Genomic DNA, 13466 nt, shown 5'->3' on the forward strand with positions numbered 1-13466 from the left:
GATTAATTCTCAGCCAACAGGTGTATTTTTTTCATGGTTGACCGCGCGGGGGAGGATGGTGGATGATGAATGCTGATCAATAAGGACTCCAAGCATGCAGCCCCGCAACTATCCATGCCATCTACCACGACGAAAATCTGTCGTCGGCGTTCCGCCGAAGATGCGCCCCTGTGCGAAGCTGCCCAGCCCTGATCTGTTCTGAATTAAATTGACTCATGGCCGCAGCAGTTGCTGCGGTTTTTGTCGTTGCAGCTGCGGTCGACTGACACGGAGTGGTTATGTCGGTACCTGTTTCCTATCTCGCGGTGGTGTTGATCTGGTCCACCACACCCTTAACCATTGCCTGGAGCAGCGAATCCGTTGATCCAGTCGTTGCTGCCGGCCTGCGTATGGCGATTGCCGCCCTGCTGGGTCTGGGCCTGCTGGCTGTTTTGCGTGAACCCCTGCCGCTGAACCGCCGCGCACAAAAAACCTATGCCTGTGCCGCCATTGGCGTGTTTGGTGCCATGTGCTGTGCCTACCTGTCGTCACGCTATGTACCTTCGGGCCTGATCTCCATCATGTTCGGTCTGGCACCAATCCTGTCGGCCGTGCTGGGACAATGGCTGCTGGATGAAGCGCGTTTCCGTGCCTATCGCTGGGTCGCCTGTTTCCTGGCCTTTGCCGGGCTCGGGGTCATTTTTACCGACGATGTGGCACTGGGGCCGGAAAGTCTGCCCGGCCTGTTGCTGCTGTTGCTGGCGGTGACCCTGTTCAGCCTGAGTGCGGTTCTGGTAAAACGCTGTAACGGTCAGCTCAACCCGCTGGCTCATACGGTGGGTTCCCTGCTCTGGTCACTGCCGGGGTTTGTGCTGGTGGGCCTGTTTACGGGCACGGACAGCCTGGCCATCGAAGTGGGCAGCCGCTCCTTCTGGTCGATTCTCTACCTGGCCACCTTCGGTTCGCTGCTGGGCTTTGTCTGCTACTTCCATGTGCTGCGCCACCTGCCGCCCAGCACCGTCGCCCTGGTGACACTGATTACTCCGGTCTTTGCACTGATGCTGGGTCACCTGCTCAATGACGAACCGCTTACCGCCGGACTTTGGCAGGGTTGCCTGCTGGTAGTGACCGGGCTTGGGCTGTTCTTCTGGGGACACCGACTGCAACCAGAGCGAAGCCCTGTGAGCTGAACTCGACGTGCCAGCGTACAGGCGCTGGCACGTCTGCTCCTGGTTGCATCGACACTCCAGTAAATGAGTCTTTTTTACAGTAAAATACGCCTTCTTCTCACCGCAGCCGGAGACGCCGCTTGAACCTCTACCTGCAAACCCTCGGCTATACCGCCAATATTGTGGCCCCGATCTTTTTTATTCTGTTCCTGGGCTACCTGCTACGCCGCCTGCGTCTGATTGACGAGGCCTTTGTTGCCACCGGCTCCAAGCTGGTGTTTGTGATTACCCTGCCGGCACTGGTGTTCATGTCCATCGCCCGCATGGACTTTCATGCCGTGTTCAACCCCGAGCAGATGGGCTTTGTGCTGGTCGGGATACTGCTCTCCTTCGGTCTTATCTGGTGGCTGGCCGCGCGCTGGATCAAAGCGCCGGAAGATCTGGGCGTGTTTATTCAGGGCTCGTTTCGCAGTAACTACGGCATTATCGGTCTGGCGGTCAGTTTCAATCTGTTTGGCGACGCCGGCCTGGCCCAGGCATCACTGCTGCTGGCACTGGTGATTCCAATGTTTAACGTGCTGTCGATTCTATGCCTCAGCGTGCCCATGCAGCGCGGCGAGAGCATGAAGCTCAGCAGCACCCTGCTGGAAGTACTGAAAAACCCGCTGATTCTGGCGGTGGTCTTTGCCCTGCCGGTATCCTGGTTCGGTATCCAGTTGCCACAGGTGGTTGCCAAAACCGGAACCTATTTCGCCAACCTCACCCTGCCTCTGGCGCTTTTGACCATCGGTGCTTCGCTGAACCTGAAAAGCCTGCACGACACCTCGGCACAGGCCTTCTGGGCCACGGCGCTCAAACTGGTGATTATTCCACTGGTACTGACACTGGGCGCCTGGCTCTATGGCTTCGGCGGCCAGGATCTGGCGATTCTGATGGTACTGTTCGGCTGTCCAACCGCAGCGGCCAGCTTTGTCATGGCCAAGGCGATGGGCGGCAATGCACAACTGGCGGCCAATATTGTACTGACCACCACACTGGGCTCGGTACTGACCCTCAGTGGTGGCATCTACCTGTTGCGCCTGCTGGGCGTTATTTGATGAAGGAGGCCTGATGCTGAAGTCACTGTTCAACTCACCGCAGCAGCGTTTGATCAAGGCGGTTCAGGCTGGCGATGTGGACAAGCTTGCCCGCCTGCTGGCCAAAGTGGAGGTCGACAGCATTTATGAGGCAGACATGGATGGCCGCCATGCTTTGGAACATGCCCTCAAGGCGGAGGAACCAAGGCTTCTGCAGTTGCTGCTGCAGAAATGTCAGTCCCCTTTGCCTGCGGCCAGCTGTGGCTCCCCCTTAACGGTGCTGGCCTTGCAGCAGAACAACAGTCTGGCACAGCTGAGTGCCCTGCTGCAGATCGGCGAGAATGCCAACCTGAGCCATCAGGGACAGCCCCTGCTGCACCACTGCGCCGATCACTGCCCACCCACCAGCCTGATGGTGCATATCAGTCGGTTGCTGGAATACGGTGCCGATCTGGATGCGCGGGATGAAAGCGGCCGGGTGCTGTTGGAGAAGCTGATGCCTCAGGGCGACCAGGCCCTGCTGCAGTTTCTGATTCAGTCGGGGGCAGATTGTGAAGATGCCTGGCTGGAGCAACTGGAAGACGAAGCGTTGGCGCTCCAGCTCAGGCGGGTAAGGGAAGATATTCGCATCCGTAAAATGATGCTGGGCGGCTGATCAGGCCGCCGAGATAACGCCCAATCGTGGTAGCTCAATCGCCGGGCAGCGGTCCATGACCACTTCCAGCCCGGCGGCTTCGGCACGCTCGGCTGCCACTTCGTTAATCACGCCCAATTGCAGCCAGACCGCACGGGCGCCGACTTCGATTGCTTCATCCACCACGTAACCGGCGTCCACCGAGTTACGGAAGATATCCACCATGTCCACAGGCCCCTCGATATCCGCCAGTTTGGCGACCACAGTCTGGCCCATCAGCTCCTGACCGGCCAACGCAGGGTTAACCGGAATGACTTCATAGCCGGACTCAAGCAGGAAGGACATTACCTGATAGCTGGCACGGTGAGACTTGGCACTGGCTCCCACCAGGGCGATACGCTGAGTACGTTCCAGCAATGACTTGATCTGATTATCCTGCATGCCGGTGTTCTCCTCTGCAGATGGGACATTCGGGGTCGGGACGCAGTTTGAGGCTGCGCCATTGCATTCGTTGGCCATCCAGCAACAGCAGACGGCCGGTCAGGGAGTCGCCCACCCTGGCCAAGAGTTTAAGTGCTTCCATCGCCTGCATGCTGCCGATGATACCCACCAGCGGCGGGAATACACCTGACTCGCTGCAGGTCAGCGCTTCATCATCGCCAGTGCGGTACAGGCATTGATAACAGGGCGATTCTGGGTCACGCGGGTCATAGACACTGATCTGGCCATCAAAACGGATGGCGGCACCGGATACCAGAGGGGTACAGGTGGCAAAGCAGGCCTTGTTCAGCGCAAAGCGGGTGGCAAAGTTGTCACTGCAATCCAGCACCAGGTCCACATCGGCCACTTGCTGCTGCAAGGCCTCGCCCTGCAGGCGTTCTGCACGTGTAACAACCTTGACGCCCGGGTTGATGGCTCTGAGGCTGGCAGCGGCGGACTCTACCTTGGCCTGCCCACAGGCTTCTTCGCTGTGAATAATCTGACGCTGCAGATTACTGGCTTCGACTTCGTCATCATCCACCAGCACCAGCTCACCGACGCCGGCCGCCGCCAGATACGCGGCAACCGGTCCTCCCAGGCCACCCAGGCCCAGAATCAACACACGCGCCTGACGCCAGGCTTCCTGGCCGGCAATGTCCACTTCCGGCAGCATGATGCTGCGGCTGTAGCGCATCAGTTCCTGATCATTCATCATCTTTATTATTTCTCCTGCCAGCGCCCCTGGGTTACGCGCTCATTGCCTCCCAGATCACGTACCGTTTCCACTTCGGCATAGCCCAGACGCGTCAGGCACTGGCGTACGGCATCGCCCTGATCATAGCCGTGTTCAAACAGCAGCCAGCCACCGTTACACAGGTGTCGGGTAGCCTGTTCGGCAATCTGGCGAATATCGGCCATGCCTTCTTCTTCGGCAATCAGGGCGGTAAGAGGTTCAAAACGGACATCACCCTGCTGCAAGTGCGGATCTTCAGGGTTGATATAGGGCGGGTTACTGACCAGCATGTCGTAGCGCCCGGACAGAGGCTCACACCAGCTCCCCTGCAGCACCTCAACATTATTCAATTGATTCAGCTCTGCATTGGTGCGAGCCAGTGCCACAGCGCCGGGATGAAAATCGGTTGCCTGCAACTGCCACGCGGGCCGTTCACTGGCCAGCGCCAGTGCGATGGCACCGGTGCCGGTGCCCAGGTCGGCCACACGTGCCGGTTGATTCGGCAGCAGACTCAGTGCCTGTTCCACCAGACATTCGGTGTCCGGTCGCGGGATCAGCGTATCGGTGCTGACCTTGAGCCTGAGGGTCCAGAAATCACGATAGCCCAGCAGATGGGCCACCGGCTCGCCCTGGAGGCGACGTGCCAGCAGTTGATCGAATGCGGCCTGCTGTTCAGAGTTCAAGGCCTTATCGGGCCAGGTAAATAGCCAGCTGCGCGGCTTATCGAGTACCTCGCACAACAGCAGCTCCACATCCACGCGGGGGCTGTCACTGACATTTACCAGCAGCTCGGCCTTTGCCAGCGCATCGGCCACACAAACATCAGTCATTGGACAGACTGCTAAGCTGCTCGGCCTGATATTCGTTGCGCAGCGGCTGGATCACCTGATCCAGGTCACCGGCGATCACTTCGTTAAGGCGATAGATCGTCAGGTTGATGCGGTGGTCGGTCAAACGCCCCTGCGGGAAGTTGTAGGTACGGATACGCTCGGAGCGGTCACCAGAGCCTACCAGGCTTTTACGCGCACTGGCCTGTTCCGCCTGCTGCTTGTCGATCTCGGCTTGCTGCAGGCGCGATGCCAGCAACGCCATCGCCTTGGCGCGGTTCTTGTGCTGGGAGCGCTCTTCCTGACACTCCACCACCAGCCCGGTGGGCAAGTGCGTGATGCGGATCGCGGAATCGGTCTTGTTGACGTGCTGGCCACCGGCACCGGAGGCGCGGTAGGTATCCACACGCAGGTCGGCCTTGTTGATCTCGACCTCTGCCGACTCGTCCATCTCGGGCATTACCGCGACGGTGCAGGCAGATGTGTGAATACGGCCCTGGGATTCGGTCTCCGGCACACGCTGAACGCGGTGGGCACCGGACTCGAACTTGAGCTGGGCATAGACATCTTCACCGGCGACCCGGCTGATGATCTCCTTGTAACCGCCATGCTCGCCTTCGTTGGCGCTGATCACTTCAACGCGCCAGCCCTTCTGTTCGGCGTAACGGGAGTACATGCGGAAAAGATCACCGGAGAAAATGGCCGCCTCGTCACCGCCCGTGCCGGCACGAATTTCCAGGAACACACTGCGATGATCGTTCGGGTCGCGCGGCAACAGCAGAATCTGCAGCTCGGCTTCCAGTGCTTCGATCTGTTCACGCGCCGCGTCGATCTCTTCCTGCGCCATCGCCTTCATGTCGGGATCATCGTCTTCCAGCATCAACTGGGCCGACTCCAGATCCTCACCGGCCTGACGCCAGGCATTAAAGGCCTTGGTCACCTCTTCCAGATCGGAATACTCACGTGAGTAGTCGCGGAAGCGGGTTTGATCCGCGATCACCTCGGGTTCGCTCAGCAGCGCCGCCAGTTCTTCATGGCGATCGCACAGCGCCTCCAGCTTGGTGATGATGGATGCTTTCATGACAGGTTCACTCCTGTGGCAGGACGATCAGTCGCGGTTGTCAGGTCCGTCCAGCTGATACAGTTCCTGCACCAGCTGCAGCAGATCGGAGCGGCCGTCGGACGACGCCTTGCGCAATTGTACGGTAGGTTGGTGCAGCAGCTTGTTGGTCAGGCCGTGGGCCAGACGTTGCAGCACCTCTTCTGCGTCCTTGCCGTTCCTGAGTTGTTTGCGGGACTTCTCCAGCTCCTGCTGCGCCACGGCAATGGCCTGTTCACGCAACAGTCGGAGTGTTCCTACCGCATCCAGCTCACGCAGCTGACGCATGTATTCATGGGCACCGGTTTCGATGATGCCTTCCGCTTCCAGTGCGGCGCTCTGGCGCTCGCGCTGGTTTTCCTCGATCACCTCACGCAGGTCATCCACGGTATAGAGGTAGACATCATCCAGCTCGCCCACCTGAGGTTCGATATCGCGCGGAACGGCAATATCGACCATAAAGATGGGGCGATGCTTGCGCTTTTTCAGCGCCGCTTCCACCGCACCCTTGCCCAGAATCGGCAGTTGGCTGGCGGTGGATGCGATCAGAATATCGGTATTGGGCAGCTCATCAGGGATCTGGCTCAGTTCGATGGCACGGCCATCAAACTCTTCGGCCACGGCCAGTGCACGTGCCAGGGTACGGTTGGCAACGGTGATGTTCTGTACACCTGCCCGTTTGAGATGGCGGGCAACCAGCTCCACGGTTTCACCGGCACCGATCAACAACGCACGGCTGCTGCTGATATCGGCAAAGATATGCTGGGCCAGGCTAACGGCGGCGTAGGCTACGGAAACGGGGTTCTGACCAATGGCTGTCTGGCTGCGGACCTGCTTGGCCACATTAAAGGTGGTGCGGAACAGACGACCCAGTTCAACACTGGCCAATCCTTCTTCCTGTGCCACGGAATAGGCGGACTTGAGCTGCCCCAGAATCTGCGGCTCACCCAATACCAGCGAGTCCAGGCCACTGGCGACACGCATCATGTGGCGCACGGCTTCCTCGTCCCAATAGGCATAGGAACAGTTCTGCAGCTCGTCCACGTCCAGACCATGGTACTGGCCCAGCCACTCCAGCAGCGCGCGCGTACCCTCAAGCTCCGTTGAACAGTAGAGCTCGGTACGGTTACACGTCGACAGAATCGCCACTTCGGAGAGATCGGCCCGGCACTTGGCTTCTTGCAGTGCCTCGCCCAACGCCTCCGGCGCAAACGCCACCCGTTCCCGGACCTCGACAGAGGCCGTCTTGTGATTGATACCTAACGCCAGCAGAGCCATATAAGGTTCGCGTCACCCCGTTACAGACAAGCGCGACATGATACACCTTTGCCGCCTCGGGATTAACCCATCTGCGCTTCCTTACCGTACACTGATCAATAGACCTTTGTTCAGCCTGGGCTCGTCAGCCCCATGACAAGCTCCGGCCCTCTACTCTATAGTGGGGCTTACCCCCTCGGCAGGAATGGAACCGTGTATATACTGAGGACTCTTCCCAAGCTGATCAGCGTTACAGCCCTGTTGCTGGCATCCGGATGTGCCCAACAAAGCCTTACCCAGGCCCCGGAGTCGGTCTCTACTCGGCCGTTCGAGGTATCGCCCCAGGTACCCGGAGAGCTCAATGCCGACAGCCTGTATGACCTGCTCAGCGCTGAACTGGCGGGCAAACAGGGCCGCTTCGACGAGGCGCTGGAGGCCTATCTGCGCCAGGCCGAGGCCACCCAGGACGCAGCCGTTGCCGAACGCGCCACACGCATCGCTCAATTCCTGCGTGACCCCAAACGGGTGCTGGCAGCCAGCACCCTCTGGAGCCGCTATGCGCCTGATGCACTGGAGCCTCTGCACATTCAGGCCAATATCCTGCTGCACGAAGGCCGCTTTGAAGAAGCCGCTCCCTTGCTGGAAAAAGTGCTGCAACAGGGTGGCGATGAAGCACTGACCCTGATCACGACTCAAGCCGACCAGATGTCGCCGGAAGTGGCCGGCCAGTATTACCAGCTGCTCACCCGCATCAGCGGCGATGACCCTGAACGCCTGGATTACCTGCTCACCCGCGTCCTCCTGCTGCAACGCCTGCAACAACCGGACGCGGCAGCGGTTTTGCTCGACCAGGGTTTACAGGTAGAGCCGACCCAGGCCGAACTGGTACTGCAGCGAGCGGAACTCTATCGCCGCCAGGATCAACCTGAAAAAGGGCTGGCACTGGTGCAAAAGGCGATGCAGGACAACCCCAACCATTCCCGACTGGCAGCTGTACAAGCCCAGCTACTGCTACTCTCCGGTCAAACAGAAGAAGCCTGGACTGCAATTCAACAGGTCGTGGAGCAGGAAGGGGTAGACCCTCAGCTGGAGTACTATTTCGCGCTACTGCTGCTGGAGAATGACCTCCCCGAATACAGCCAGAGGCTGTTGCAGCAGTTGCTGGAAAAACAGCCTGACAATTTGCAGCCGCACTTTTATCTGGGCGTCATTGCCCAGGAACAGGGCCATCGCCAACAGGCTCTGGACCACTTCCTGCTGGTTGAAGACGGCCCCAACGCCGTACAGGCGTTCAGCCGTGCCCTGTCACTCTATGACCAGCCACACCAGGTAGCCGAGGTTGAACTGCTGGTGGAAGATCACGTGGCCCGGCATCCGCAGCGCCGCGAAACGCTGACCATCCTTTATGCAGAGTGGCTGCAGCGTCAGGACCTGATCGATACCGCACGGGAAATTCTGACCGACGCCATCAATAACCTGCCGCCCAGTGCCAACCTCCTTTACACCCGTGCCATGATTGCCACACCTGATCAGAGCGAATCCATGCTGGCCGATCTGCGCAAGGCCCATTCACTGGAGCCGGACAGCGCCATGATCCAGAACGCCCTGGGTTATACCCTGACGCTGTATGCCCCCGATCAGATCGAACGTGCGCATCAATTGATCAGCCTGGCACTGGAACAGGAACCCTCCGACCCCGCCATTCTCGACTCCATGGGCTGGGTACTGCACAAACTGGGACGCAACCGCGAAGCACTGAACTTTCTCCAGCGTGCTTTCGACACCTACCCGGACCCGGAGGTGCGCAGCCATCTGGTACAGGTACTCTGGGCACTGGGCGAGCAAGAGACCGCCCGGAAAATGCTGCAGGAAGGTCTGGAACAAACACCTGACAACCTTCACCTGCAGGAGGCTGTCGACGCTCTGGATGAACAACCATGAAGCGCCTGCTTGCCCTGACACTTAGCCTTGCACTGGCCGGCTGCAGCCAGTTCGCTCGGCAACCGGCTCCGCCGCAGGGGTTCAACCCGGCCAGTGCTGCACAATTACACAGCTGGCAGGCCGAAGGCCGGATCGGTATCCGCATGGCCAGTGAAAGCCACAGTGCCAACCTGGACTGGTGGCAGCAGCAGGACGAATACCGCATTGCCCTCACCGGCCCTCTGGGCCAGGGCGGTCTGCGCATCGAAGGCGACAATACGGGCGTCAGCCTGCGCCAGTCCGGTGATGACCAGGTCTATCGCGCCAGCAGCCCCGAAGCGCTGATGCAGAAACTGCTGGGCTGGCACCTGCCCCTGTCCCAGGCCCGTTTCTGGATTCGCGGCCTTGCCGACCCCAAGTTCCCCTCTACGCCTCTTGCAGACCCTGCTATCGGTTTCACTCAGGCCGGCTGGCGCGTAGAATATATGCGTTTTTCCACTCAAGCAGGACAGACACTGCCTGAGAAGCTACGCTTGCAACATGAGGATCTGCGCCTTACCGTAATCCTCAGTCGCTGGGAGACTTGAAGTAGTCCCGATTTACAACCGACAGAATTTCGCGACGCAGGGGTTGATTTCTACCAATGGTTTGTAGAGAATATGCGCCTTCTTAGCGTGGTTCGCACCACAGGAGACGACTGGGGTATCGCCAAGCGGTAAGGCACTGGATTCTGATTCCAGCATGCGCAGGTTCGAATCCTGCTACCCCAGCCAATTACCATGACTGACTTCCTCTCTTCTTCATCAAATTCCGACGCAATCGAGAAGGTAATCGCCGTGTCTAAAATGATGGTCTTCACCGGCAATGCAAACCCGGAGCTGGCTCAGAAAGTTGTCGAACGCCTCGATATCCCAATGGGCAAAGCACATGTAGGCCGTTTCAGCGATGGCGAAGTCAGTGTAGAGATTCAGGAAAACGTTCGCGGTAAAGACGTTTTCATCATCCAGTCCACCTGCGCCCCGACCAACGATAACCTGATGGAGCTGATCGTTTTCGCTGACGCCATGCGTCGCGCTTCAGCTACCCGTATCACCGCGGTTATCCCCTACTTTGGTTACGCTCGTCAGGACCGCCGTCCGCGTTCTGCCCGTGTACCCATCAGTGCCAAGGTTGTGGCCAGCATGATCTCCAGCGTAGGCATCGACCGTGTTTTGACCGTCGACCTGCACGCTGACCAGATCCAGGGCTTCTTCGACATCCCGGTTGATAACGTATACGGCTCACCGATCCTGCTGGATGACATCATCGACCAGCAGTATGACGACGTCATCGTAGTATCCCCGGATGTGGGCGGCGTTGTCCGTGCCCGTGCCGTTGCCAAGCAGCTGGACTGCGACCTGGCCATCATCGACAAACGTCGTGAGCGCGCCAACGAAGCTCAGGTGATGAACCTGATCGGTGACGTTACCGGTCGTACCTGCATCCTGGTCGACGACATGTGTGACACCGCAGGTACCCTGTGCAAGGCTGCCAAGGCACTGAAAGACAAGGGCGCTGCGCGCGTCGTGTCCTACGTGACCCACCCGGTACTGTCCGGCCCGGCCATCAATAACATCATCGCCTCTGAACTGGACGAAATGGTTGTATCTGACACCATTCCGCTGTCCGAGCAGGCGCAGAAGTGTGACAAGATCCGTCAGCTGTCCTTGTCACCGCTGTTGGCAGAAGCGGTACGCCGCGTCTGCAACGAAGAATCCATTAGTGCCATGTTCCGATAAGGAACAGGCGCTGACCCACGGGCTCAACCCCGTGTAACTGTCCGGCTCCTCTGGAGCCACCACATACCGCATGCATCTGGTCGCGGAGGCATGCGGTTTAAATATATAAGGTGTATTAAACATGGCAATTTTTACTGTAAACGCTGTTGACCGTAACGATCAGGGGAAGGGTGCGAGCCGCCGCCTGCGTCGTGAAGGTCTGGTTCCGGGCATCATCTACGGTTCTTCCGAGCCGAAAGCAGTTTCCGTTATCGCACGTGAACTGTACCGCATGCTGCTGGAAGACGGCTTCTACTCTTCTATCCTGACTCTGAACCTGGAAGGTAAAGAAGAGAAGGTCATCATCAAGGACCTGCAGCGTCACCCGTCCAAGCCGGTTGTTCTGCACGCTGACTTCCAGCGCATCGATGACAACCAGAAGATCAAACTGCAGGTGCCGCTGGCATTCGTGAACTTCGAAAAATCTGCTGCCGCCAAGGCTGCTGCCAAGTTCGCTCAGGAAGCTTCTACTGTTGAAATCCTGTGCCTGCCGAAAGATCTGCCGGAAGTTCTGGAAGTTGATCTGTCCAAGATCGAACTGGGTCAGATTGCTCACTTGTCCGACATCACTCTGCCGGAAGGTGTTGAGATCGTTGCCCTGCGTCGCGGCGAAGACCACGACCAGAGTGTTGGCTACTGCTACGCTCCGCGTGGCGCCAAAGCCGGCAAGTAAGCTTAGGCGACAGGCACTGGCATGAACGACCGGATTCAACTGATCGTCGGTCTCGGCAACCCCGGGAACGAATACAGCAAAACCCGTCACAATGCCGGCGCCGAGCTGGTGGAGCAGCTTGCTGCCCACCAGCACTCCCCCCTGCAACCGGAGAAGAAATTCTTCGGCCTCTACGGCAAGGTCTTGATCGACCACCGCCCCGTCCATCTGCTGATCCCGACAACGTTCATGAATCGCAGTGGCCAGGCCGTGGCAGCACTTGCCAATTTCTACAAGATTCCCACCAGTGACATACTGGTCGTGCATGATGAGCTGGATATTCCACCGGGAACAGCGCGCATTAAACAGGGCGGCGGTCACGGCGGCCATAACGGCTTGCGCGATATCATCAGTAAACTGGGGAACGACAAGAATTTTTACCGCTTGCGTGTTGGTATCGGCCATCCTGGCAGTGCCGCTCAGGTCTCTGGCTTTGTCCTGAGCAAGGCCCCGGTGTCCGAACGTGACAAAACGCAAGCGGCGATTGATGAAGCACTGAGATACCTGCCCCTCGCCATTCATGGTGACTGGGCCAAGGCGATGAATCAGTTGCACAGCTTCAACGGCTAACTTCAACTACAGGATCTAAGCATGGGTTTCAAATGCGGTATTGTCGGCCTGCCCAACGTCGGCAAATCTACGCTCTTCAATGCCCTGACCAAAGCGGGCATCGACGCCGAGAACTTCCCTTTCTGCACCATTGAGCCGAACGCCGGTATTGTTCCCATGCCGGACCCGCGCCTCAATGCGCTGTCAGAGATCGTCAAGCCCGAGAAGGTGATCCCGACGACCATGGAGTTTGTCGATATCGCAGGCCTGGTCGCTGGTGCATCCAAGGGTGAAGGCCTGGGTAACAAGTTCCTGGCCAACATCCGTGAAACCGATGCCATCGCCCACGTGGTTCGCTGCTTCGAGGATGACAATGTTATCCACGTGGCCAACCGCATCCACCCGCTGGAAGATATCGAAACCATCAACCTGGAGCTGGCACTGGCAGACCTTGAGTCCTGCGAGAAGCAGCTGCAGCGCGTGCAGCGCACCGCCAAGGGTGGCGACAAGGAAGCCATCGCCACCAAGGCGCTGCTGGAAAAACTGATTCCGCATCTGGAAGAAGGCCAGCCGGTCCGCTCTCTGGCGCTGGATGAAGCCGAGCTGAAACTGGTGCCGACCCTGCACCTGCTGACCACCAAGCCGACCATGTACATCGCCAACGTCTCTGAAGACGGCTTTGAAGACAACCCGTACTTGGATCAGGTGAAGGAACTGGCGGCGACCGAAAACGCTGAAGTCGTGGCGATCTGCAACAAGCTGGAATCCGAGATTTCCGAGCTGGAAGACGATGAAAAAATCGAATTCCTGCAGGATATGGGTATGGAAGAGCCGGGCCTGGACCGCGTGATTCGTGCCGGTTACAGCCTGCTGGGCCTGCAGACCTACTTCACCGCCGGTGTTAAGGAAGTACGCGCCTGGACCGTCCGCATCGGCGCTACCGCGCCTCAGGCGGCTGGTGTTATCCACACTGACTTCGAGAAAGGCTTCATCCGTGCCGAAGTGATCAGCTACGATGACTTCATCGAGCACAAGGGTGAACAGGGTGCCAAGGATGCCGGTCGCTGGCGCCTGGAAGGCAAGGAATACATCGTCAAAGACGGTGATGTAGTCCACTTCCGCTTCAACGTATAAGCACGACGCCTGACACCGACTCCGGTGCCAGGCCCCGTCATGGCAGGCAATCTCGCTTTCGCCTGCCATGACCAGGCTTC

The 13466-nt window shown here is 58.7% G+C and carries 15 protein-coding genes and 1 tRNA gene; 11 read left to right on the plus strand and 5 right to left on the minus strand.

Translation table 11 applies throughout. The features are described 5' to 3' along the window. Positions 1 to 69: 69 nt before the first annotated feature. The 4 genes from BW956_RS22775 (at position 70) to BW956_RS14530 (ending at position 2879) form a co-directional block, all read left to right on the plus strand. On the plus strand, positions 70 to 192 hold the full coding sequence (locus BW956_RS22775; RefSeq protein WP_276327837.1) for a hypothetical protein: 123 nt from the start codon (positions 70 to 72) through the stop codon (positions 190 to 192). A gap of 86 nt (positions 193 to 278) precedes the next feature. Next, positions 279 to 1169 carry a DMT family transporter gene (locus BW956_RS14520; RefSeq protein ID WP_010322664.1) on the plus strand — a complete coding sequence of 297 codons (891 nt, stop codon included), beginning with the start codon at positions 279 to 281 and terminating at the stop codon, positions 1167 to 1169. Positions 1170 to 1288: 119 nt separating this feature from the next. Continuing rightward, positions 1289 to 2245, plus strand: a complete 957-nt coding sequence (locus tag BW956_RS14525; protein ID WP_076463524.1) for an AEC family transporter — start codon at positions 1289 to 1291, stop codon at positions 2243 to 2245. 13 nt (positions 2246 to 2258) lie between these two features. Next, positions 2259 to 2879, plus strand: coding sequence for a hypothetical protein (locus BW956_RS14530; RefSeq protein WP_076463527.1), 621 nt, complete (start codon positions 2259 to 2261; stop codon positions 2877 to 2879). On the opposite strand, the gene BW956_RS14535 is transcribed toward BW956_RS14530, so the two are convergent. From BW956_RS14535 to hemA, 5 genes are read right to left on the minus strand one after another with little or no spacing between them, the layout of a single operon-like run. After that, a complete protein-coding gene (locus BW956_RS14535) occupies positions 2880 to 3299 on the minus strand; it encodes a CoA-binding protein (RefSeq protein WP_076463530.1) in 420 nt (139 codons plus the stop codon). Continuing rightward, positions 3289 to 4053 (minus strand): molybdopterin-synthase adenylyltransferase MoeB, encoded by a 765-nt coding sequence (gene moeB / locus BW956_RS14540; protein ID WP_076463533.1) that lies wholly within the window; start codon positions 4051 to 4053, stop codon positions 3289 to 3291. Before moeB ends, BW956_RS14535 begins: the two co-directional genes overlap by 11 nt. A gap of 5 nt (positions 4054 to 4058) precedes the next feature. Continuing rightward, entirely contained in the window at positions 4059 to 4901 is an 843-nt protein-coding gene (prmC, locus tag BW956_RS14545) for a peptide chain release factor N(5)-glutamine methyltransferase (protein WP_076463536.1), read from the minus strand. After that, positions 4894 to 5979 (minus strand): peptide chain release factor 1, encoded by a 1086-nt coding sequence (prfA, locus tag BW956_RS14550; protein ID WP_076463538.1) that lies wholly within the window; start codon positions 5977 to 5979, stop codon positions 4894 to 4896. Before prfA ends, prmC begins: the two co-directional genes overlap by 8 nt. Positions 5980 to 6006: 27 nt before the next feature. Further along, positions 6007 to 7275 (minus strand): glutamyl-tRNA reductase, encoded by a 1269-nt coding sequence (hemA, locus tag BW956_RS14555; protein WP_010322671.1) that lies wholly within the window; start codon positions 7273 to 7275, stop codon positions 6007 to 6009. Between the two features lie 192 nt (positions 7276 to 7467). On the opposite strand from hemA, the gene BW956_RS14560 reads away from it, so the two are divergent. The 7 genes from BW956_RS14560 to ychF all read left to right on the plus strand — a co-directional run bounded on the left by BW956_RS14560 (position 7468) and on the right by ychF (position 13386). Further along, entirely contained in the window at positions 7468 to 9195 is a 1728-nt protein-coding gene (locus tag BW956_RS14560) for a tetratricopeptide repeat protein (protein WP_076463541.1), read from the plus strand. Continuing rightward, a complete protein-coding gene (gene lolB, locus BW956_RS14565) occupies positions 9192 to 9761 on the plus strand; it encodes a lipoprotein insertase outer membrane protein LolB (protein ID WP_076463544.1) in 570 nt (189 codons plus the stop codon). Before BW956_RS14560 ends, lolB begins: the two co-directional genes overlap by 4 nt. Positions 9762 to 9872: 111 nt before the next feature. Then, positions 9873 to 9947, plus strand: a tRNA-Gln gene (locus tag BW956_RS14570). Positions 9948 to 10010: 63 nt separating this feature from the next. Beyond that, complete coding sequence (locus tag BW956_RS14575; protein WP_139327199.1) at positions 10011 to 10952, plus strand: ribose-phosphate pyrophosphokinase; 942 nt, start codon at positions 10011 to 10013, stop codon at positions 10950 to 10952. 121 nt (positions 10953 to 11073) lie between these two features. Then, positions 11074 to 11664, plus strand: a complete 591-nt coding sequence (locus tag BW956_RS14580) for a 50S ribosomal protein L25/general stress protein Ctc (protein ID WP_076463550.1) — start codon at positions 11074 to 11076, stop codon at positions 11662 to 11664. 21 nt (positions 11665 to 11685) lie between these two features. Beyond that, complete coding sequence (pth, locus tag BW956_RS14585; RefSeq protein ID WP_076463553.1) at positions 11686 to 12273, plus strand: aminoacyl-tRNA hydrolase; 588 nt, start codon at positions 11686 to 11688, stop codon at positions 12271 to 12273. A 21-nt stretch (positions 12274 to 12294) separates the two neighbouring features. Then, complete coding sequence (ychF, locus tag BW956_RS14590; protein WP_076463556.1) at positions 12295 to 13386, plus strand: redox-regulated ATPase YchF; 1092 nt, start codon at positions 12295 to 12297, stop codon at positions 13384 to 13386. Positions 13387 to 13466: the final 80 nt, after the last annotated feature.

It is taken from the genome of Marinobacterium stanieri, from assembly GCF_900155945.1.
GTDB lineage: Bacteria > Pseudomonadota > Gammaproteobacteria > Pseudomonadales > Balneatricaceae > Marinobacterium > Marinobacterium stanieri.

Bases quoted from the DNA above. Each gene is read 5' to 3' on its own strand.
- BW956_RS22775 (WP_276327837.1), top strand. From the start codon at position 70: ATGCTGATCAATAAGGACTCCAAGCATGCAGCCCCGCAACTATCCATG.
- BW956_RS14520 (WP_010322664.1), top strand. From the start codon at position 279: ATGTCGGTACCTGTTTCCTATCTCGCGGTGGTGTTGATCTGGTCCACC.
- BW956_RS14530 (WP_076463527.1), top strand. From the start codon at position 2,259: ATGCTGAAGTCACTGTTCAACTCACCGCAGCAGCGTTTGATCAAGGCG.
- BW956_RS14535 (WP_076463530.1), bottom strand. From the start codon at position 3,299: ATGCAGGATAATCAGATCAAGTCATTGCTGGAACGTACTCAGCGTATC.
- moeB (WP_076463533.1), bottom strand. From the start codon at position 4,053: ATGATGAATGATCAGGAACTGATGCGCTACAGCCGCAGCATCATGCTG.
- prmC (WP_076463536.1), bottom strand. From the start codon at position 4,901: ATGACTGATGTTTGTGTGGCCGATGCGCTGGCAAAGGCCGAGCTGCTG.
- prfA (WP_076463538.1), bottom strand. From the start codon at position 5,979: ATGAAAGCATCCATCATCACCAAGCTGGAGGCGCTGTGCGATCGCCAT.
- hemA (WP_010322671.1), bottom strand. From the start codon at position 7,275: ATGGCTCTGCTGGCGTTAGGTATCAATCACAAGACGGCCTCTGTCGAG.
- lolB (WP_076463544.1), top strand. From the start codon at position 9,192: ATGAAGCGCCTGCTTGCCCTGACACTTAGCCTTGCACTGGCCGGCTGC.
- BW956_RS14580 (WP_076463550.1), top strand. From the start codon at position 11,074: ATGGCAATTTTTACTGTAAACGCTGTTGACCGTAACGATCAGGGGAAG.
- pth (WP_076463553.1), top strand. From the start codon at position 11,686: ATGAACGACCGGATTCAACTGATCGTCGGTCTCGGCAACCCCGGGAAC.
- ychF (WP_076463556.1), top strand. From the start codon at position 12,295: ATGGGTTTCAAATGCGGTATTGTCGGCCTGCCCAACGTCGGCAAATCT.